The organism is Streptomyces sp. NPDC054863, assembly GCF_053610825.1.
Genome location: NZ_JBSGZD010000090.1, coordinates 1 through 20,323 on the forward strand (window position 1 = coordinate 1; position 20,323 = coordinate 20,323).

The window sequence follows — 20,323 nt, forward strand, 5'->3', positions numbered from 1 at the left end:
CGTCACTGCTGTCAGTGCTTCACCGCTGCGCCGGCCCTGGCGGCCTCGGCGGCCTCTACGGCTTCCGCGGCGGCGTCTTCCTTGTTCTTGTTGGAACCGCCCTGCGTCTTGACGATCGTCACGACGAGGCCGATGAAGAAGGCGGCCATCACCACCGGGGGCACGAGCGCGGAGACATAGTCCATGTCTCCAGAGTAGCTAGCTCGCCTCGCGCCGCTCCCCCGGGGGCGCGGGCCGCTTGCGGGGCGGGAAGGCCTCGGACGGGGTGGGCATCGGGCGGTCCCGCGACGGGGTGTCGGCGGGGGCCGGCTTGCCGGGGGCGGGCGGGCGGACCGGCCCGCTGTCGGCCCGCCCGCCCGGGAGCGCGGTCAGCCGGGTGCGCGGAGCCGGGGCGGCGGGGAGTGCGACGCCGGACGACGTGGAGGTCGTACGGGCGAGTCTGGCCCGGACCGAGCGTTCCGCGATGCCCTGGCAGCGGGCCAGCAGGGCCGCTGCGAGCGGGAGTCGGCGCAGGGAGCGCAGGGAGGACAGGTCGTCGGGCTGAGGGCGGTAGCCCGCCGCGAGGGCGTCCTGGAGGAGCTCCAGGTAGCCGGTGGCGGAGCCGGGGAGTGCGACCCGGTAGCGGGCGAGGTCCGCGAGGAGGAAGGCGCGCAGCCGTCCCGCCTCCCGGATCGCTTCGTCCACCGACTCGGCCAGGAGGAGGCAGTCCCGCACCTCGTCGGCGGGGAGGGGGGCGGGGTGCAGGGCGAGGGCGAGGGCGCGTCGGAGCACACGCAGTTCGTCTGCGCTGAACGCCATGCCGCCGCGGGAACCGTATGGCGTGGGCATGTGGTGACTTTAAGTGCTTAGCGGACAAAATTCGTTTATCGGGCACTCGATGGCGCGTTGCCGACGCCTGCCCGTGGCCCCCGTTGCCCCCGTCTTGGCAACTCCCTTACATTTTCCGCCCGTTCGGGCCGCCCTCACATGCGGGCGATGTTCCGTTCGTACACCAGGCGCAGGCCGATCAGCGTCAGCCACGGTTCGTGCTCGTCGATGGCGGAGGACTCGCCGAGGATGATCGGGGCGAGGCCGCCCGTCGCGATGACGGTGACGTCGTCCGGGTCCTCGGGGGAGAGCTCGCGGGACATGCGGGCGACGACTCCGTCGACCTGGCCCGCGAATCCGTACACGATGCCCGACTGCATGGCCTCGACGGTGTTCTTGCCGATGACGCTGCGCGGGCGGGCCAGTTCGATCTTGCGGAGCTGGGCGCCCTTGACGCCGAGGGCGTCGACGGAGATCTCGATGCCGGGGGCGATGACGCCGCCCACGTACTCGCCCTTCGCGGAGACCGCGTCGAAAGTGGTGGCCGTGCCGAAGTCGACGACGACCGCGGGGCCGCCGTACAGCTCGACGGCGGCGACCGCGTTGACGATGCGGTCGGCGCCGACCTCCTTGGGGTTGTCCATGAGGATCGGCACGCCGGTCTTCACGCCGGGCTCGACGAGGACGGCGGGGACGTCGCCGTAGTAGCGGCGGGTGACCTCGCGCAGCTCGTGGAGGACGGAGGGGACGGTGGCGCAGATGGCGATGCCCTCGATGCCGTCGCCCAGCTCGTTGCCGAGCATGGGGTGCGTACCCATCAGCCCCTGGAGGAGGACGGCGAGTTCGTCGGCGGTGCGGCGGGCGTCGGTGGAGATGCGCCAGTGCTCGACGATCTCCTCGCCGTCGAACAGGCCGAGGACGGTGTGGGTGTTGCCGACGTCGATGGTGAGGAGCATGGCTTACTTCGCCTCGTCCTGAGCGCCGTGGGCGTCGGCCGCGCGCAGGTCGAGGCCGATGTCGAGGATCGGGGACGAGTGGGTGAGGGCGCCCACGGCGAGGTAGTCGACGCCCGTGTCGGCGTACGCGCGGGCCGTGTCGAGGGTGAGCCGGCCGGAGGATTCGAGGGCGGCGCGACCGGCGACCAGGGCCACCGCTTCGGCGGTCTGCTCCGGGGTGAGGTTGTCGAGGAGGATCAGGTCGGCGCCCGCCTCCAGGACCTCGGTGACCTGCGGGATCGTGTCGACCTCGACCTCGATGGGGACCTCGGGGAAGGCGTCGCGCACGAGCTTGAAGGCCTGGGCCACTCCCCCGGCGGCGACCACGTGGTTGTCCTTGACGAGGGCCGCGTCGGAGAGCGACATGCGGTGGTTGACGCCACCGCCGCAGCGGACCGCGAACTTCTCCAGGGAGCGCAGGCCCGGGGTCGTCTTACGGGTGTCGCGGACCTTCGCCTTCGTACCTTCGAGGGCGTCGGCCCACGCGCGCGTGGCGGTGGCGATGCCGGAGAGGCGGCACAGGAGGTTCAGTGCGCTGCGCTCGCCGGTGAGGAGGTCGCGGGTGCGGGTGGTGACGGTGAGGAGCTTCTGCCCCGCCTCGACGCGGTCGCCGTCCTCGACGTGCCGCTCGACCTCGAACTCCTCGGTGCAGACGATGGACAGGACCGTCTCGGCGATGCGCAGGCCCGCGACCGTACCGGCTTCGCGGGCGGTGAAGTCGCCGGTGGCGACGGCCTCTTCGGGGACGGTCGCGACGGTGGTCACGTCGACGCCCTGCGCGAGGTCCTCGGCGAGGGCGACGTTGGCGATGTCCTCGACCTCGATGGGGTCCAGGCCGCAGTCGAGGAGGAGCTGGGCGAGGTCGGGGTCGAGGCCGCAGTCGGAGAGGTCGTACGTGCCGTCCGCCGCGCCCTCTTGAGGTGCTGCTCCGGCGGAGCAGCCGCAGGCGTCGCCGCAGCCGCCACCCGTGTCGGCCTGCGGGAGGAGCCGGGGGTTCTCGGGGGTGCTCACTGGTGCTGCTCCTTCGGAGAGTGGGTCTGTACGGGCGGGAAGGCGGCCGTCGCGGTGCGGCGCACCACGAGGCGTCGGTCCGGTGTCAGCCGGACCACCAGGTGGCGCTGCCAGTCGGCGTCGTCACGGTCGGGGCGGTCCTCGCGCCAGTGGCAGCCGCGGGTCTCCGCGCGCTCCAGGGCAGCGGCGACCAGCACGCGCGAGACGCACAGCAGGTTCGTCGTCTCCCAGGAGTCGACGCCCGGTTCGGCGGACTTGCCCCAGCTGTCGAGGTCGTGCGCCGCGTCGAGCTGCACGGCCTCCAGGGCGTCCGCCGCGTCGCCGAGGCTCTGCGCCGAGCGGAGGACCCCGGCACCCAGCGACATCGTCCGCTGGATGTCGTGGCGGGCGTCCGGGGCGATGAGCGGGAGGACGGTGGCGGGGTCGGTGGGCGCGGCCGGGGCGCCCCGGTCGGCCGAGGTGATCTCCTCGGCGATGCGCTCGGCGAAGACCAGACCCTCCAGGAGGGAGTTGGAGGCGAGCCGGTTCGCGCCGTGCACGCCCGTGCAGGCGACCTCGCCGCACGCGTACAGGCCGGGCACCGTGGTGCGGCCGTGCAGGTCGGTGCGGATGCCGCCGGAGGCGTAGTGCGCGGCGGGCCCGACCGGGACGGGCTCGGTCACCGGGTCGATGCCGTGGCTGCGGCAGGCGGCGAGGATCGTCGGGAAGCGGTTCTCCCACATCTGCGCGCCGAAGTGCCGGGCGTCCAGGTACATGTGGGCGGCGCCCTGCTCCTGCATGCGGCGCATGATCGCCTTGGCGACGATGTCGCGGGGGGCGAGCTCGGCGAGCTCGTGCTGCCCGAGCATGAAGCGCACGCCGTCGGCGTCCACGAGGTGCGCGCCCTCGCCCCGTACCGCTTCGGAGACCAGCGGCTGCTGGCCCTCCGCGCCCTCGCCCAGGAACAGCACCGTCGGGTGGAACTGGACGAATTCGAGGTCCGAGACCTCCGCGCCCGCGCGCAGTGCGAGGGCGACGCCGTCGCCGGTGGAGACGGCGGGGTTGGTGGTGGCGGCGAAGACCTGGCCCATGCCGCCGGTCGCGAGGACGACGGCGGGGGCGTTGACCGCGCCGACGCCGTCGTGCTGGCCCTCGCCCATGACGTGCAGGGTGACGCCCGCGGTGCGTCCCTCCGCATCTATGAGGAGGTCGAGGACGAGTGCGTTCTCGATCGTACGGACGGCCTTCTCGCGGACGGCTTCGACGAGGGCGCGGGAGATCTCGGCGCCGGTCGCGTCGCCGCCCGCGTGCGCGATGCGGCGGCGGTGGTGGCCGCCCTCGCGGGTGAGCTCGATGGCGCCGCTGTCGGGGTCGGTGTCGAAGTGGGCGCCGGTGGCGATCAACCGCCGTACGGCGTCCGGGCCTTCGGTGACCAGGGTGCGTACCGCTTCCTCGTCGCACAGGCCCGCGCCCGCGACGAGGGTGTCTTCGAGGTGCTGCTCGGGGGTGTCGCCCTCGCCGAGTGCGGCGGCGATGCCGCCCTGCGCCCAGCGGGTCGAGCCGTCGTCCAGGCGCGCCTTGGTGACGACGACGGTACGCAGCCCGGCGGCGGTGCAGCGCAGGGCCGTGGTGAGGCCCGCGACGCCGGAGCCGACCACCACGACGTCGGCGTCGATCGACCAGCCGGGGGCGGGGGCGGTCAGACGTATGCCGGTCACTGGGCTGCTCCTGGGGTGTGCGGGTGCTGCGGTACGTCTTCGGTGTGCGGGTGCTGCGGTGCGCCGTCGAAGGTCAGCGGGATGTTGTCGATGAGGCGGGTCGCGCCGACCTTGGCGGCGACCGCGAGGACCGCCTCGCCCCGGTGGCCTTCCCCGACCTCGGTGAAGTCGGCGGGGTCCACGAGCGCCAGGTAGTCCAGCGCGAGACCGGGCGCCTCTTCGAGGATGCGGTGCGCTGCTTCCCTGACCGCCGCGGGGGACGTCCGGGCCGCGCCCGCGAACAGGGCGGCGGAGAGCGCGAGGGCGGTGCGGCGCTCCTCGGCGGAGAGGAAGCGGTTGCGGCTGGAGAGGGCCAGGCCGTCGCCCTCGCGGACGGTCGGGACGCCGACGATCTCCACCGGGAAGTTGAGGTCCAGCACCATGCGCCGGATCAGGGCGAGCTGCTGGGCGTCCTTCTGGCCGAAGAGGGCCAGGTCGGGACCTGTGAGGTGGAGGAGCTTGGCGACGACCGTGAGCATGCCGTCGAAGTGGCCGGGGCGGGTGGCCCCTTCGAGGCACGCGCCCATGGGCCCCGCGGAGAGGCGGACCCGGGGCGCGCCGCCGGGATAGACCTCGTCGACGGCGGGGGCGAACACGGCGTCCGCTCCGGCCTCCTCGGCGACGCGGAGGTCCTCTTCGAGGGTGCGGGGGTAGCGGTCGAGGTCTTCGCCCGCCCCGAACTGGAGGGGGTTGACGAAGACGGTGACGAGCACCGTGCCGTCCGCGCCCGCGTGTTCCCGTGCGGTACGGATCAGGGTGGCGTGCCCCTCGTGCAGCGCGCCCATCGTCATGACGACGGCGCGCCTTCCCGTGCGCGCGAACGCGTCGAGTTCGGCGGTCGTACGCAGCAGCACGCTCATCGCAGGTCCCCCTCCGCCAGAACGCCCAGCAGGTCCTCGGCGAGTTCGGGCTTGAGCAGGCCGTGCGCGAGGGCGCGGTCGGCGGTCGTACGGGCCATGGCGAGGTAGCCGGCGACGGTCTGCGGGGCGTGCTTGCGCAGCTCCGCGACGTGGGCGGCGACGGTGCCCGCGTCGCCGCGTGCGACAGGCCCGGTGAGGGCGGCGTCGCCGGAGCGCAGGGCGTTGTCGAGGGCGGCGCCCAGGAGCGGGCCGAGCATCCGGTCGGGGGCCTCGACGCCCGCCGTGCGGAGCAGCTCCATCGACTGGGCGACCAGGGTGACCAGGTGGTTCGCGCCGAGGGCCAGGGCCGCGTGGTACAGCGGGCGGGCCTCCTCCGCGATCCACTCGGGCTCGCCGCCCATCTCGATGACCAGGGCCTCGGCGGCCAGCCGCAGCTCTTCGGGGGCGGTGATCCCGAACGAGCAGCCCGCGAGGCGCTCGACGTCCACGGGGGTGCCGGTGAAGGTCATCACGGGGTGGAGGGCCAGCGGGAGCGCTCCGGCGCGCAGGGCGGGGGCGAGCACGCCCGTTCCGTACCGTCCGGAGGTGTGCACGATCAGCTGTCCCGGCCGGATCGCACCGGTCTCGGCGAGACCCTCGACGAGGCCGGGGAGGGCGTCGTCGGGGACGGTCAGCAGGACGAGGTCGGCACGGGCCAGCACCTCGGCGGGGGCGACCATCGGGACGTCGGGCAGCAGGGTCGCGGCGCGGCGCACGGAGGCGTCGGAGACGCCCGAGGCGGCGACCGGGCGGTGCCCGGCCCTGCGCAGGGCGGCTGCCAGGGTGGAGCCGACGCGGCCCGCTCCGACGACACCGACGGTGAGGCGGGCGGGGCGGTCGGAGGGGTCGGGCTGCTGGGATGAGTTCACGCGGAAACGGCCTTCCGTTCCAGTCCGCAGGGGGTACCGGACGATTGCCCGTCATGCTACGCCAGCGTTTCCGGGGCTTCCTGGGGTGCGGAGCGGGCGGGCTTCGGGCTGCGGGACGGGTGGGCTTCCGGCCGCAGGGGGGCGGGCTTCGGGCTGCGGGACGGGTGGGCCTCCGGCCGCGGCGCGCGCGGGGCTTTTGCTGCGGGCCGGCTGTCCACAGGCTGTGGGGAAACTCCGGTGACGCCCTCGGCCCCGTACGCGATCATCGGCGGATGACCGACAGCGACAGCAACGACGACGGCACCGGCGCGGACCCGAAACAGCGCAGGCTGACCGCTTGGCGCGGGGCCGGCCGGGTGCTCGGCCGGGTGCCCGCCGAGCAGCGGATCGGCGACCGGCTGGCGGACCTCGCCGCCCGTGCGGGCAGCGTGTACGACCTGGACGGCCCGACCGACATGTACGGCGACGGCGTCGTCGAGGAGCTGGAGCGGCGCACCGCCGCCGTCCTCGGCATGGAGGCCGCCGCGTTCTTCCCCACCGGCACCATGGCGCAGCAGATCGCGCTGCGCTGCTGGGCGGGCCGCACCGGCAACCGCACGGTCGCCCTGCACCCCCGGGCGCACCCGGAACAGCACGAGCGCAACGCCCTCCATGAGGTGAGCGCCCTGCGCACCGTGCACCCGACGGCGGAGCCCCGCCTGCCCACCGCCGACGAGGTGCGCGCATTCGACGAGCCCTTCGGGGCGCTGATGCTGGAACTTCCGCTGCGCGAGCCCGGATTCGTCCTGCCGACGTGGGACGAGCTGACCGACGTGGTGGAGGCCGCCCGGGAGCGGGACGCGGTCGTCCACTTCGACGGGGCGCGGCTGTGGGAGTGCACTGCGCACTTCGGGCGTCCTCTTGAGGAGATCGCGGCGCTCGCGGACAGCGTGTACGTGTCGTACTACAAGTCGCTGGGCGGGATGTCCGGGGCGGCGCTGGCGGGCCCTCGGACGCTGATCGACGAGGCGAGGACGTGGCGCCACCGCTATGGGGGCGATCTCTTCCAGCAGTACCCGGCGGCGCTGAGCGCGCTGCTCGGCCTGGAGCAGGAACTGCCCCGGCTGCCGGAGTACGTGGCGCACGCGAAGGTGGTCGCGCAGGCGCTGGGCGAGGGGTTGGAGGCGGCGGGGGCGCCGTGGTTCCGGGTGAACCCGGAGGTCCCGCACACGCATCAGTTCCAGGTGTGGCTGCCGTACGCCGCCGACGTTCTGACGGAGGCGGCGGTACGGCAGGCGGAGGAGACGGGGACGGCGCTGTTCCACCGGTGGTTCCCCGGCGACACCCCCGGCATCTCGGTCACCGAGGTGACGGTGACGGCCGAGGGACTGGAGTGGACGGCCCGGGACGTGGCCGCTGCGGTGGCCGATTTCACCGGCCGGCTGCCTTAGTTGCAGCCCGCCGTACGGGGCGTGGAGGTGGTCCGTACGGCAGGCGCCGTACGGGTGCGGGAGGCGACGGCCGTACGGATGCGGGACGGGCGCAGTCGGGCCGCCAGCCGTGCGAAGGCGGCCCGCAGGTAGGCCCGGCCGGGCCGTTCCTCGACCACGGCGCGGAAGCGGAGGTCGTCGCGGACCGTGTCGCGCAGTTCGCGCACGGTCTGCCAGTCGTGCCTGCCGGGGGCGGGCGGGGCCGGGGTGCCGTGCTGGGCGGCGCGGTAGACGTCGAACATGTGCTGCTGGGATGCGTTCATGGCCCTCACGCTGCGCCGGGCCCGCCGCCCCTGGCCAACGGATTGACGAGGCCCGTCAATCGAACGGCCGCCGATTGACGGGGCCCGTCAATCGGCGGCCCGATTGTCGGTGCCGGAGTGCACCATGGGGCCATGAGCGTGTCCATCGACATCACAGGCCTGCCGCCCGAGCGGATCGATTTCGCGATCACGCCGCTGGCGGAGCTGGGCATGGCCCTGCACGCCCTGTGCGAGCCCGGCCACCACCCGGGCCAGCACGGCTGGGCGACGGCGACCGCCGCCGGACTGAAGCCGGACCTCGCGGACCGGCTGACCGAGGCGGACTTCCTGTGGCGGACGACGTTCTCGGACGTGTTCCTGCCGTTCGCCGGGGTCAAGGGCCGCCAGGGCGGGCCGGGGACGACGCTCGCGGAGGACCTCGACCTGCTGGACCGGCTGAACGACGAGGAGTTCGTGTCGGCCGCCCTGGAGTTCACCTGCTCCAGCATGTACGCGGTGGGCGGGCCCTCGCCGCTCGTCGACGACGCGCTCCGGGGCCGTGCGCTGGACCTCGCGGCGGCCCGCGGGCCCAAGCAACTTGACTTCACCCACCGGCTGCTGACGGACCCCGGCACCATCCGGCTCTGGCTGCGCCGGCTCTTCGAGGACTGCGACGAGGCCTTCTTCGCCGACACCTGGCGGCGGGTGCGGGTCCAGCTGGCCGCCGACGCCCGCCACAAGCAGGACCTGCTCCGGCGCAGAGGACTGGCCGAGGCACTGCACGCGGTCTCCCCCGCACTCAGCCTGGACGAGAAGGGGCACCGCATCCTGGCCGACAAGCTGGCCGACGGGCACACCAGCGCGGTGGACCCGGAGGTCGGCGCGGGACTGACCGCCGTGCCTTCCACCTTCGGCTGGCCGCACCTGATGGTGCTGCACGCCCCGGGCTGGCGCCCCGTCATCCACTATCCGGTCGGCGCACCGGAACTGCCCTCGCCCGCTTCCGTGCACCTGCTGCAGCAGCGGCTGGAGGCACTGGCCCACCCGATGCGGATGCGGCTGTGCCGGTTCCTGGCCCGGACCCCGTACACGACGGGCGAGCTGGCCGACACCATGGGGATCACCGCGCCCGAGGTCTCCCGGCACCTGACCGTGCTGAAGAAGGCGGGCCTGCTCACGACCCGCCGCCGCGGCCGGTACGTGCTGCACCAGTTGGACACCACCGTGGTGGCCCGGCTGGGCAGCGACTTCCTGGAGGGGGTGCTGCGGTAGGCGGCGGACAGGCTCCGGAGGTCCTAGAAGTTGCCGGGCGAGCCCCCGGCCCGTACCAGACCCGTCTCGTACGCGAGGACGACCACCTGCACGCGGTCGCGCAGTCCGAGCTTGGTCAGGATGCGGCCGACGTGGGTCTTGACGGTGGCCTCGGAGAGGACGAGACGGGCGGCGATCTCGCCGTTCGACAGGCCCTGCGCGACCAGCAGCATGACCTCGCGCTCGCGGTCGGTGAGCTTCTCGACCGCCTTGTGCTGCGGCTCCTTGGCACTGCTCGGCAGCATCGGCGAGAAGCGGTCGAGCAGGCGGCGGGTGGTCGACGGGGCGACGACCGCGTCCCCGCTGTGCACGGAGCGGATCGCGGCCAGCAGCTCGGCCGGCGGCACGTCCTTCAGCATGAATCCGCTGGCGCCCGCCTGGAGCCCGGAGAAGGCGTACTCGTCGAGGTCGAAGGTGGTCAGGATGAGCACCCGCGGCGGGTCCTGCTGCGCGCAGATCCGCCGGGTCGCCTCCACACCGTCCAGCCTCGGCATGCGGACGTCCATCAGTACGACATCGACCGGCGTGGTGCGCAGGATGTCGATGGCCTCCTGGCCGTCGCCCGCCTCGGCGACGACCTCCATGTCCGGCTGGGCGGCCAGGACCATCCGGAATCCGGTGCGCAGCAGCATCTGGTCGTCGACGAGCATCACGCGGATCGGCGGCATGGGGGGGACCTTCCGGAGAACGGGTGGGACGGGAACGGTTCGGGCGGGAGCGGGCTCGGGTGGCAGCGGGTTCGCGTGGCAGCGGATTCGGGGGGCAGCGGATTCGGGCGAACGAAGTGGTCGGGCGACCGAGGTGGTCGGGCCCGGGCGGTCCGGGTGTCAGTGGGACGGCTTGAGCGGGAGCAGGGCGCTGATGCGGAAGCCGCCGCCGGGGCGCGGTCCCGCGTCCAGCGTGCCGCCGACCATACCCACCCGCTCGCGCATGCCGATGAGGCCGTGCCCCTGGCCGTCGGCGCCGCCGTCCGCGTACAGCTCGTGGGCGGCGCCCCGGCCGTCGTCCTCGACGAGCAGGCCGAGCCCGTCGTCGAAGTACACCAGGCGCACGCTCGCGCCCGCCTCCGGGCCGCCGTGCTTGCGGGTGTTGGTGAGGGCTTCCTGCACGATGCGGTACGCGGTGAGCTCGACGCCGCTGGGCAGCGGACGGGCGGTGCCCTCGATCTTGAAGTCGACGGTGAGGCCTGCGGTGCGGACCTGTTCCACCAGGTCCTCGATCTGCTGCACGTCCGGCTGCGGGACGTACTCGCCGATCACCTGCTGCTCGCCCGTACGCAGCACGCCGAGCAGCCGTCGCATCTCGGCGAGTGCCTGCCGGCCGGTCGTCGAGATGGTCTCCAGAGCCTGTTTGGCCTGGTCGGGCGAGGCATCCATGACGTACGCCGCGCCATCCGCCTGCACCACCATCACGGACACGTTGTGCGCGACGACGTCGTGCAGCTCGCGGGCGATCCTGGCGCGCTCGGCGGCGACCGCCACCTTCGCCTGCGCCTCGCGTTCCTTCTCCAGCCTGCTGGTCCGCTCCTCCAGCTGCGCGAAGTACGCGCGCCGGGTCCGCATCGAGTCGCCGAGCACCCAGGCGAGGACGAACGGGACGGTCAGGAACACCGCGAAGGCGTAGGGCGCCACCGCGTCCGCCTTGTCCACCGGCCAGCGGAGCTGCGAGATCGTGGCCGCGAGCAGCGAGCCGCCGAGGGCGATCCGGGACGCCCAGCGGGCGCCGTTCGCCGCGACGGTGTAGACGACGACGAGCATCGCGAAGTTGGAGATGTTCGGCTCGATGCTCAGCGCGATCTGGATCAGTCCGGTCACGATCGCCAGGATCAGCATCTTCTCCGGGGCCCGGCGGCGCAGGGCGACCGTCAGGCACATCAGGAAGACGCAGCCGACTGCAGCCCAGAGCCCCGCACCGGAGCGGAACGAACCGGTCGACATCGCGGCCATCCCGAGGAGAATCACAGCCCAGAAGCTGTCGACGCTCGTCGGGTGTCTGCGGATGAAGTCGTAGAAGCGCTGCACGTATCCAGCGTAGGGAAACCGCAGAGGTCAATGGGTCAACCGGAGGGCCGATCCGGTGGGCGGGCCACTACTCCCCAAGGTGGAGACGCAGTGGAGACTTGGCGCCGTGAGAGATGAGACGGATCAGCCGGACGTACGCCACCGCGAGGGACCCGAGTGGCGCGGCTGGCGCGAGGCGACGGAGGCCGCGCTCTACGGTCCAGACGGTTTCTACCTGCGCCCCGAGGGTCCGGCAGGCCATTTCCGTACGTCCGTGCACGCCTCCGCGCTGTTCGCGGGGGCGGTGGCGCGGCTGTTGGTGCGGACGTACGAGGAGCTGGGGGGCGGTCCGAACGGACCTGACGGACCTGACGGACCTGACGGACCTGACGGACCTGACGGACCTGACGGACCTGACGGACCTGGCGGGCCTGGCGGGCCTGGCGGGCCTGGCGGGCCTGGCGGGCCTGGCGGGCCTGGCGGGCCTGGCGGGCCTGGCGGGATCGATCTGGTCGACATCGGTGCCGGGCGCGGCGAGCTGCTGACGGGGGTGCTGGCGGCGCTTCCCGAGGGTTTCGAGGTACGTGCGTACGCCGTCGAGAGGGCGGCGAGGCCGGACGGGCTCGACCACCGCATCGAGTGGTGCGCCGAACCGCCCTCGGGCGTCACCGGCCTGGTCTTCGCCAACGAATGGCTGGACAACGTGCCGTTCGACGTCGCGGAGGCGGACGAGGACGGAGTGGCTCGGTACGTGGAGGTGCGGGCGTCCGACGGCGCGGAGCGGCTCGGCGCACCCGTGACCGGCGCGGACGCCGAGTGGCTGGCGCGGTGGTGGCCGCTGGAGGGGCGGCCGGGCCACCGGGCGGAGATCGGGCGCCCGCGGGACGAGGCGTGGGCGCGGGCGGTGTCGACCCTGGACGCGGGGCTCGCGGTGGCCGTGGACTACGCGCACGAGCGGGCCGCACGGCCGCCCTTCGGGACGCTGAGCGGTTTCGCGGACGGGCGGGAGGTGCGGGCGGTGCCGGACGGGAGGTGCGACGTGACGGCGCATGTGGCGCTGGACGCGTGCGGGGCGGGAGTGGTCGGTGCGGGCCTCGCCGGTGCCGACCGGACCGAACTGATCACCCAGCGGGAGGCGCTGCGACGGCTCGGCGTGACGGGCGAGCGACCACCGCTGGCGCTGGCGTCGACGGATCCGGCGGCGTACGTACGGGGCCTGGCGGCAGCGGGCGAGGCCGCGGAACTGGGGGCCCGGGGCGGCCTGGGCGACTTCGGGTGGCTCATGCAGGGGGTGGGCGGGGACAGGTAACAACCACGGGTCATGCGCACGGCCTGCGGCCCGCGCCCTCGACACCCCCCCGCTCCAGCCCCGGCCCCCTCGGGCAGCGGGCCCCATGACGACCGCCCCCGATCCCCCTTCCCGCCCCCGAGGGATACTGTCCCGCATGACGCAGACGACGACAGTCGGCATCGGCGGCGCGGCCGAGTCCACCGACATGGTGCTCAACATCGGCCCCCAGCACCCCTCCACCCACGGCGTCCTGCGCCTCAAGCTCGTCCTCGACGGCGAGCGCATCCAGCACGCCGAGCCCGTCATCGGCTACATGCACCGCGGCGCGGAGAAGCTCTTCGAGGCGCGCGACTACCGCCAGATCGTCATGCTGGCCAACCGCCACGACTGGCTCTCCGCCTTCTCCAACGAGCTCGGTGTCGTCATGGCCGTCGAGCGCATGCTCGGCATGGAGGTCCCGGAGCGCGCGGTGTGGACCCGTACCCTCCTCGCCGAGCTGAACCGGGTGCTCAACCACCTGATGTTCCTCGGCTCGTACCCCCTCGAACTCGGCGGCATCACCCCCGTCTTCCACGCGTTCCGCGAGCGCGAGGAGTTGCAGGCGGTCATGGAGGAGGTCTCCGGCGGGCGGATGCACTACATGTTCAACCGGGTCGGCGGCCTCAAGGAGGACGTGCCGGCGGGCTGGCTCGGGCGGGTGCGCGACGCCGTCGCCTCCGTACGTTCGCGCATGGACGTGTACGACGGCCTGGTCCTCGGGAACGAGATCTTCCGCGGCCGTACGCGCCACGTCGGCGTGCTGTCCGCCGAGGCCGTCCACGCGTACGGCGTCTCCGGTCCCATCGCCCGCGCGTCAGGGGTCGACTTCGACCTGCGGCGCGACGAGCCGTACCTCGCGTACGGCGAACTCCAGGACACCCTCAAGGTGGTGACCCGGGAGGAGGGCGACTGCCTGGCCCGCTTCGAGTGCCTCCTCGAACAGACCCACAACGCACTCGACCTCGCCGACGCCTGCCTCGACCGGATGGCCGGCCTGCCGCCCGGGCCGATCAACCAGCGGCTGCCGAAGGTCCTCAAGGCCCCCGAGGGCCACACGTACGCCTGGACCGAGAACCCGCTCGGCATCAACGGCTACTACCTGGTCTCCAAGGGAGAGAAGACCCCCTACCGGCTGAAGCTGCGCTCGGCGTCGTTCAACAACATCCAGGCGCTGACGGAGCTGCTGCCGGGGACGCTGGTCGCCGACATGGTCGCGATCCTCGGCTCGCTCTTCTTCGTCGTCGGAGACATCGACAAATAGCCGGTGCCGCACGGGACTTCAGGAGGAGATCGCGCTCCTGAGGTCCGCCACGTCCAGCTGCTCGGTGTCGTCGTGCGCCGTCAGGTCGATGACCTCGCCGACCGCTTCATGGCCTGCGGCGGCATGCACCGACCGGTGGTGGTCGGCCAGTGCCTCCTCGCCGACGACGTCCGCGAGGTCCTCGTGCTGCACGGCCTGCTGCTGTACGGCCTGCTGCTGTACGGAGTCCCTGGCCGGCTCCAGCGCAGCCGCACCCGTGGCCGGGGCCGGGGCCTTCCCGTCGGCACCCGTACCGAAGAAGTCGAAGCCGCCCTGCTTCCGCACGGCGGCAGGATTCTGCGGGGCGTACGGGGCGAGGGCGGCGGACCGGGACGGGCGCGTGTGCTCCCGCAGCTCCGGGGCCGGGGCCTGGACCGAGGGCGGAACCGGGGCCGGGGCCGGAACCGGGGTCGGCTTCTCGGCCGGTCGCGCCTCCACCCGCGCCGGAGCCTGAGCCGGAACTCGTACCTCCACCGCGGTCGTCGAGGCCGCAGCCGAAGCAGCCGCAGAAACCGAAGCAGCCGCAGCCGCCTCCGCCCTCTCCCGCTGCGCAGCCCCGTTCCGCCCCAGGTTCTCCAGCGCCGCAGCCGCCCGCATGTACGCGGCCGGGGTCGGCGTCGAGGACGCCGCCGGCAGTTCCTTCGGAGCGGCCTTCGGGGCGGTCTTCGCCGCCGCCTCAAGAGCAAGCTGACGACGACGCTCCAGGGCAGTCGCACGCTCGGTCTCGGCCGTCGCGTACCGGCGCAGCAGCGCGGCGTGCTCGTTGCGCAGCCCGGCCAGCTCCACGCGCTTGGCGCGCAGCTTCGCTTCGAGCCTGACCCGCAGCGCGCGCGATTCCTCAAGGTCGCCCTCAAGGTCGGCGACGCGCTCCTCGGTCTTCCACACGTCGGCCTCGCGCGCCCGGGTCAGTTCGGCGACCTTGCGGCCCGCCGTACGGTCCCAACTACGCATCAGGGCGGCCCCGGTGACGGCCGCCACCGCTGCGGCGGCGACCAGTGACCTGAGCACCACGGGTTCCGCCACGAACCAGGCACCGACGGCGCACACGAGCGAGACGCCCGCGACCGCCGAGGAGGGCAGCAGTTTGTGCAGGGGTGGGGAATGGCGGTGGCGTCCACGTGGCATGGCCTGAAATTTACCGTGTGCGAGACACGGATGGGGCACCGCTCGGCAATCTGTTCCCTTGCGGTTACCCGGGCTCCTGTCGAAGCACTGCCGAACCACCGCCGAAAGCCGCCGAAACAGGTCCGGGCGGCACCCCGCCTTCCCGATTCCCCTACTTCTTGATGAGGCTCTTCTCCTCCAGATATGCCTTCGCGACATCGGCCGGCTTGGCCCGCTCGATGTCGACCTTGCGGTTCAGTTCACCGAGGTCCGCCGTGGTCAGCGCCTTGGTGAGCTTGCCGAGCGCCTCGGCGACGGCCGGGTCGCCCGCTTCCTTGGCGTTGACGACGGGCAGCAGGTTGTCGGCGTTCTGCAGCTTCTTGTCGTCGGCCAGGAACACGAGGCCGAAGCTGTCGATCGTGGCGTCCGTGGTCGTGGTGAGGACGAGCTGGTCCTCACCGTCCTTGACGGCCTGCTTGGACTGCGGGGTACCGACGCCCTTGGGGTCGATGCCCGCGACGTCGATGCCGTACTTCGACTTCAGACCGGGCGCGCAGAACGGCCGGATCTCGCATTCGTCACCCGCCGCGATCTTGACCCTGAGCTTGGACTTCCCCAGGTCGGAAAGGGTCTTGAGCTTGTTCTTCGCGGCGAATTCCTTGGTCACCGCGAAGGCGTTCTGGTCGACGGCCTCTCCGGCGGGCAGGACTTTCAGCCCGAGCGGGCCGGCCAGCTTCTCCAGCGCGGCGACGGTGGCGGCGACGTCGCTGGACGCGAGCGGCTTCTTCTCGGCCTCCTTCGCCCCGTTCACCTTCGCGTTGAGGAATTCGGTGATCGTCGCCGCGTATTCCGGTACGACGTCTATCTCGCCCTTCTCCAGCGAGGGTTCGTACAGCTCACGGTTCTTGACGACGGTCACCGAGGTGGCGAACCCGGCGTCCTTGAGCACCAGTGCGTACAGCTCCGCCAGCACCTTGGACTCGGTGAAGGCGGCGGCGCCCACCACCAGCGAGCCCTTCTTGCCGCCCCCTGCGGGCGCTTCGGCGCCGGGCTTGCCCTTCTCCAGGCTGTCGCCGCCGCACGCGGCGAGCGAACCGGTCAGTGCCACCAGGCCGACTACCGCACCCGCGAGGCGTGAGGTCTTGCTCATGAGGGTTCACCATCCGTGAAGTGCACAAGGTGCAGGGAAGAGGGACACAACAGAGAAATCAACGTACTCAACGGTCCGTCAGACGCTTTTCCGCAGCGGTGAGAACAGCCGGCCGAGCAGCACCAGCGCACCCTCCACCAGCAGCGCGAGCAGCGCCACCAGCAGCGCCCCCGCGACCACCTGTGCGGCGTCGTACGTGTTGAACCCGGCGGTGATGATCCGCCCGAGCCCGCCCTGGCCGACCATCGCGGCGATCGAGGCGGTGGCCACCACCTGGACGGCGGCCGACCGCAGCCCGGTCATCACCAGCGGGTACGCGAGGGGAAGCTCGACCCGCAGGAAGAGCTGCATGCCCGACATGCCCATGCCGCGCGCGGCCTCCACGACCGCCCGGTCCACCTCCCGCATCCCGACGTACGCGTTGGTGAGCAGCGGCGGCACCGCGAACAGCACCAGCGCGATGATCGTCGGTACGTATCCGGCGGAGCGCAGCGGCGAGACCATGAAGAGCGCCAGCACCGCGAACACCGGGACGGCCCGCCCCACGTTGGAGATGTTGACCGCGAGCGCACCCCCCTTGCCGAGGTGCCCGAGCACGAAGGCCAGTGGCAGCGCGAGCAGGCAGGCCAGGGCGAGCGCGACCCCGCTGACGTACAGATGCTCCGTCAGCCGGGTCCAGACCCCTCCGTCCCCCGACCAGTTCGAGCCCGTGACCAGCCAGGTCCAGGCGTCCGGGAGCACACCCATCGAGATCAGCCCGCCTCAACAGCCGCAGAAGTCTTCCGTATTCGCCCCGCAGGCCGTCCCGCAGGTCGTCCCGTACGAGGATCGCGCTTGACCCGTGACACCCGGGTCCACGGCGTGAGCAGCCGCTGGAGTCCGAGCAGCAGCAGGTCCGCGACGAGGGCGAGCAGCACGCACAGCACGGACGCGGCGAGCACCTGCGCCTTGAAGAAGGTGGGCAGCGCGTCCTCGATGAGATTGCCGAGGCCGCCGCGGCCGACGATGGAACCGACGGTGGTCAGCGCGACCGTCGAGACGGTGGCGATCCGCACCCCGGCCATCAACGCCGGGAGGGAGAGCGGGAGTTCGACCTCCCAGAGCATCCGCCACGGCCCGTACCCCATCCCGCGCGCGGCCTCCCTGGCCTCTTCCGGCACCGCTTCGAGTCCGGCCAGGATGTTCCGCACGAGGATCGTCAGCGAGTACAGCACCAGGCCGGTGATCACGAGCGCCGCCGAGAGCCCGAACAGCGGCAGCAGCAGCGAGAACATCGCCAGCGAGGGCACCGTGTAGAGCACGGTGGTCAGACCGAGGACCGGTCCCGCGAAGCGCTTGTGCCGCCGGGCCAGGAGCGCGAGGGGGAAGGCCACGGCCAGCCCGATCAGCACCGAAGCCACCGTGATCCAGATGTGCTGGAGGGTCGCGTCGGTCAGCTCCTGGCTGCGGGAGCGCAGGTACTCCCCGCAGATCCAGTCGTTCGTCACCAGGCAGCTCTGCTCGCTCACCCGTCCCCACCTCCCCCGTCCCGGCCGTTCCAAGCAGCTCGGTCGACAACCGCTCCCCACACAATGGAGAACGTATGTTCAAAGACCATATCGCCGACCACTGACAACGGGCCCGGCCCGGTCCGGGCTGCCACAGCACGGCAACACGCCCTTCACACACAACCCGTCAGCAGCCGTCACAATGGGGACCCATGATCCGGTTCGAGCACGTCACCAAGCGCTACGCCGACGGGACGACCGCCGTCGACGACCTGTCCTTCGAGGTCGCCGCAGGTGAACTCGTCACGCTCGTCGGCCCTTCGGGCTGCGGCAAGACCACCACCATGAAGATGGTCAACCGGCTCATCGAACCGACCGAGGGCCGGATATTCCTCGACGGCCAGGACATATCCACCGTCGATCCGGTGGAGCTGCGCCGCCGCATCGGCTACGTGATCCAGCAGGTGGGGCTCTTCCCGCACAAGACGGTCCTCGACAACACCGCGACCGTCCCGCACCTCCTCGGCGTGAAGCGGCCCCAGGCACGCGCACGGGCCGCCGAGCTCCTCGACCTGGTGGGCCTCGACCCCAAGGTCTACGGCTCGCGCTATCCGGAACAGCTCTCCGGCGGCCAGCGCCAGCGCGTCGGCGTCGCCCGCGCCCTGGCCGCGGACCCGCCCGTGCTCCTGATGGACGAGCCGTTCGGCGCGGTCGACCCGGTGGTCCGCGAGCATCTGCAGAACGAGTTCCTGAAGCTCCAGTCGCAGGTCCGCAAGACGGTGCTGTTCGTCACGCACGACATCGAGGAAGCGGTCCGGCTCGGCGACCGCATCGCCGTCTACGGACAGGGCACCGTCGAGCAGTTCGACGCCCCCGCCGCCGTGCTCGGCGCACCCGCCACCCCGTACGTCGCGGACTTCGTGGGCGCCGACCGCGGCCTCAAGAGGCTGTCGGTCACTCCCATCGAGGAGAGCGACCTGGACCAGCCGCCGGTCGTCCACCTCGACGACTCGCTCCGGAGCGCCACCGCGCGGCTGTCGGCCGAGGGCGCGCGCTGGGCCGTCGTACTCGACGACGAGGACAACCTGCACGGCTGGATCCCGGCCGGGGCGGTGGAATCGGGCGAGCCGCACCAGGGCGGGACGGTGCGGGAGCACGCGCGCCGGATGGAGGCGTGGCTTCCCGTGGGAGCGTCGCTCAAGCAGGCGTTCGCGACGATGCTCCAGCACGACGCGGGGTGGATCGCCGTCATCGACGAGCGGAGCGAGGGCCGGTTCCTGGGGGTGCTCACCCCGGCCCGGCTGCACGAGGCCCTGCGCCGGTCGATCGACGCGGACGGCCGCAAGGTGCCGCGTACGGAGGTGGAGGTCGAGACCATCGGCTGACACGGCTCAGCCGCTCAGCCGCCCAGGAACCCCGGGGACCTGGCCCGTCAGGCCGTGAGCTTCTTGCTCAGCCACTCGATGGCGGCGGGGATCGAGCGCTTCCAGGTGTTGAAGTTGTGACCGCCGCTGTTCAGCGTGATCGACGAGACGTGCGTCGGCGGCTTCACCTTGCTGATGAACTCCGCCGTCGGCTTCTTGTTGTCCTCGCCCTTCTTGCTGGTCGTGAGCAGCAGGGAGGTCTTGGGCGCCGGCATGTGGTCCAGTGCCCACAGGAGGTCGGCGCGCTTCTTGAGGTTGGCGTTGCCGCCGAAGAGGTCACCGGTCGTCGGGTCGTCGGCCGCCTTGTAGTACGGGGACAGGCCCGCGCCCGCGGCGAACTTGTCCGGGTGCGCCATGGCGATCTTCACGGCGCAGTAGCCGCCCGTGGAGTTCCCCATGAAGCCCCAGTTCTGCGGCTTCGTGCCCACGCGGTACGCGGAGGAGACGGCGCGCGGCAGGTCGTCCGCGAAGAACGTCTCGGTCTGCGGGCCGCCCGGAATGTCCACGCACTCGGTGTCACGCGGCGGTGCGACGGTCGGCCGCATCATGACCATGACCATCGGCTGCGCCTTGCCCGCGCGGGCCTGCATCAGAGCGGTCTGCGGGTAGCGGAGCCCTTTGATCAGGTTCATCGCGGTGCCCGGGTAGCCGGTGAGCACGACCGTCGCGGGGAACTGCTTCTTCGCGTACTTCGGCTGGAAGTACTCCGGCGGCAGGTACACGAAGGCCGGGCTGACGATCTTCGACTTCGCGCCCTCGATCCGTACTTCCTGTATCTGCCCGCCGACGGACGGCTTGTTGCCGCCGGGGACGTCCATCGCGCGCGTGCCGATCAGCTGCGCCTGCTTGTTGGCGCCCGCCGCGTGGTCGACGACCACGCCCATCTCCTCCTCCTGGCCGAAGAGGTCGGCCCAGGACCCGTAGAAGAGAAACGATTTGTTCGCTGCGAGACCGACGGCGGCGAACAGCGCCAGCTGGGTCACCAGCAGCATGCCGATCCTGCCGAGGACCACCCTCCAGCTGCGACCGGACAGCCGCGGCCAGAGCCAGATCGTGGCGGCGAAGAGCAGAACCGCGATCAGGACGGCGAGCGCGAGGACCTTGGTACTGGTGAGACCCATGACGAGATCGTTACTTCCTGGATGAGAAATTCCTGAGAGCCGAGTGAACCCACCCCCCGGAAGCGCCG

The 20,323-nt window shown here is 72.0% G+C and carries 20 protein-coding genes; 5 read left to right on the top strand and 15 right to left on the bottom strand.

The genetic code is table 11. The annotated features are described in order from the left end of the window. Nucleotides 1-11 precede the first annotated feature (11 nt). From ACWGIG_RS18065 to ACWGIG_RS18095, 7 genes are all read right to left on the bottom strand, one after another. Nucleotides 12-185 carry a hypothetical protein gene (locus tag ACWGIG_RS18065; protein ID WP_453322596.1) on the bottom strand — a complete coding sequence of 58 codons (174 nt, stop codon included), beginning with the start codon at nt 183-185 and terminating at the stop codon, nt 12-14. A gap of 13 nt (nt 186-198) precedes the next feature. Beyond that, nucleotides 199-798: a hypothetical protein gene (locus tag ACWGIG_RS18070; RefSeq protein WP_453322621.1), complete on the bottom strand. Its 600-nt coding sequence runs from the start codon at nt 796-798 to the stop codon at nt 199-201. Nucleotides 799-962: 164 nt separating this feature from the next. Beyond that, nucleotides 963-1,763 carry a type III pantothenate kinase gene (locus tag ACWGIG_RS18075; RefSeq protein WP_453322597.1) on the bottom strand — a complete coding sequence of 267 codons (801 nt, stop codon included), beginning with the start codon at nt 1,761-1,763 and terminating at the stop codon, nt 963-965. A 3-nt stretch (nt 1,764-1,766) separates the two neighbouring features. After that, nucleotides 1,767-2,813 carry a carboxylating nicotinate-nucleotide diphosphorylase gene (nadC, locus tag ACWGIG_RS18080; RefSeq protein ID WP_453322598.1) on the bottom strand — a complete coding sequence of 349 codons (1,047 nt, stop codon included), beginning with the start codon at nt 2,811-2,813 and terminating at the stop codon, nt 1,767-1,769. Further along, complete coding sequence (locus ACWGIG_RS18085; protein ID WP_453322599.1) at nt 2,810-4,510, bottom strand: L-aspartate oxidase; 1,701 nt, start codon at nt 4,508-4,510, stop codon at nt 2,810-2,812. The genes nadC and ACWGIG_RS18085 overlap by 4 nt, the downstream gene beginning before the upstream one ends. Next, nucleotides 4,507-5,409 (bottom strand): pantoate--beta-alanine ligase, encoded by a 903-nt coding sequence (gene panC / locus ACWGIG_RS18090; protein ID WP_453322600.1) that lies wholly within the window; start codon nt 5,407-5,409, stop codon nt 4,507-4,509. The genes ACWGIG_RS18085 and panC overlap by 4 nt, the downstream gene beginning before the upstream one ends. Beyond that, nucleotides 5,406-6,317 carry a Rossmann-like and DUF2520 domain-containing protein gene (locus ACWGIG_RS18095; RefSeq protein ID WP_453322601.1) on the bottom strand — a complete coding sequence of 304 codons (912 nt, stop codon included), beginning with the start codon at nt 6,315-6,317 and terminating at the stop codon, nt 5,406-5,408. The genes panC and ACWGIG_RS18095 overlap by 4 nt, the downstream gene beginning before the upstream one ends. Nucleotides 6,318-6,589: 272 nt before the next feature. On the opposite strand from ACWGIG_RS18095, the gene ACWGIG_RS18100 reads away from it, so the two are divergent. After that, nucleotides 6,590-7,747, top strand: a complete 1,158-nt coding sequence (locus tag ACWGIG_RS18100) for a threonine aldolase family protein (RefSeq protein ID WP_453322602.1) — start codon at nt 6,590-6,592, stop codon at nt 7,745-7,747. On the opposite strand, the gene ACWGIG_RS18105 is transcribed toward ACWGIG_RS18100, so the two are convergent. Then, entirely contained in the window at nt 7,744-8,049 is a 306-nt protein-coding gene (locus ACWGIG_RS18105; RefSeq protein WP_453322603.1) for a hypothetical protein, read from the bottom strand. The genes ACWGIG_RS18100 and ACWGIG_RS18105 overlap by 4 nt on opposite strands. Nucleotides 8,050-8,187: 138 nt before the next feature. Between ACWGIG_RS18105 and ACWGIG_RS18110 the strand changes: the two genes are divergently transcribed. Next, on the top strand, nt 8,188-9,300 hold the full coding sequence (locus ACWGIG_RS18110) for a DUF5937 family protein (RefSeq protein ID WP_453322622.1): 1,113 nt from the start codon (nt 8,188-8,190) through the stop codon (nt 9,298-9,300). Between the two features lie 23 nt (nt 9,301-9,323). Here ACWGIG_RS18110 and ACWGIG_RS18115 read toward each other — a convergent pair whose 3' ends face one another. Then, on the bottom strand, nt 9,324-10,007 hold the full coding sequence (locus tag ACWGIG_RS18115; RefSeq protein ID WP_453322604.1) for a response regulator: 684 nt from the start codon (nt 10,005-10,007) through the stop codon (nt 9,324-9,326). 159 nt (nt 10,008-10,166) lie between these two features. Next, nucleotides 10,167-11,360: a DUF7134 domain-containing protein gene (locus tag ACWGIG_RS18120; RefSeq protein ID WP_453322605.1), complete on the bottom strand. Its 1,194-nt coding sequence runs from the start codon at nt 11,358-11,360 to the stop codon at nt 10,167-10,169. Nucleotides 11,361-11,466: 106 nt separating this feature from the next. Between ACWGIG_RS18120 and ACWGIG_RS18125 the strand changes: the two genes are divergently transcribed. Then, entirely contained in the window at nt 11,467-12,648 is a 1,182-nt protein-coding gene (locus ACWGIG_RS18125) for an SAM-dependent methyltransferase (protein WP_453322606.1), read from the top strand. A 136-nt stretch (nt 12,649-12,784) separates the two neighbouring features. After that, nucleotides 12,785-13,930, top strand: a complete 1,146-nt coding sequence (locus ACWGIG_RS18130) for an NADH-quinone oxidoreductase subunit D (protein ID WP_453322607.1) — start codon at nt 12,785-12,787, stop codon at nt 13,928-13,930. 18 nt (nt 13,931-13,948) lie between these two features. Here ACWGIG_RS18130 and ACWGIG_RS18135 read toward each other — a convergent pair whose 3' ends face one another. From ACWGIG_RS18135 to ACWGIG_RS18150, 4 genes are all read right to left on the bottom strand, one after another. Beyond that, nucleotides 13,949-15,094 (bottom strand): hypothetical protein, encoded by a 1,146-nt coding sequence (locus tag ACWGIG_RS18135; protein ID WP_453322608.1) that lies wholly within the window; start codon nt 15,092-15,094, stop codon nt 13,949-13,951. A 151-nt stretch (nt 15,095-15,245) separates the two neighbouring features. Then, on the bottom strand, nt 15,246-16,223 hold the full coding sequence (locus ACWGIG_RS18140) for an ABC transporter substrate-binding protein (protein WP_453322609.1): 978 nt from the start codon (nt 16,221-16,223) through the stop codon (nt 15,246-15,248). A 78-nt stretch (nt 16,224-16,301) separates the two neighbouring features. Beyond that, a complete protein-coding gene (locus ACWGIG_RS18145) occupies nt 16,302-16,970 on the bottom strand; it encodes an ABC transporter permease (protein ID WP_453322610.1) in 669 nt (222 codons plus the stop codon). 5 nt (nt 16,971-16,975) lie between these two features. Then, on the bottom strand, nt 16,976-17,731 hold the full coding sequence (locus ACWGIG_RS18150; RefSeq protein WP_453322611.1) for an ABC transporter permease: 756 nt from the start codon (nt 17,729-17,731) through the stop codon (nt 16,976-16,978). A 191-nt stretch (nt 17,732-17,922) separates the two neighbouring features. Here ACWGIG_RS18150 and ACWGIG_RS18155 point away from each other — a divergent pair, with 191 nt between their 5' ends. Continuing rightward, nucleotides 17,923-19,095 carry an ABC transporter ATP-binding protein gene (locus ACWGIG_RS18155; protein ID WP_453322612.1) on the top strand — a complete coding sequence of 391 codons (1,173 nt, stop codon included), beginning with the start codon at nt 17,923-17,925 and terminating at the stop codon, nt 19,093-19,095. Between the two features lie 47 nt (nt 19,096-19,142). On the opposite strand, the gene ACWGIG_RS18160 is transcribed toward ACWGIG_RS18155, so the two are convergent. Further along, nucleotides 19,143-20,255: an alpha/beta hydrolase gene (locus tag ACWGIG_RS18160; RefSeq protein ID WP_453322613.1), complete on the bottom strand. Its 1,113-nt coding sequence runs from the start codon at nt 20,253-20,255 to the stop codon at nt 19,143-19,145. Nucleotides 20,256-20,323 lie beyond the last annotated feature (68 nt).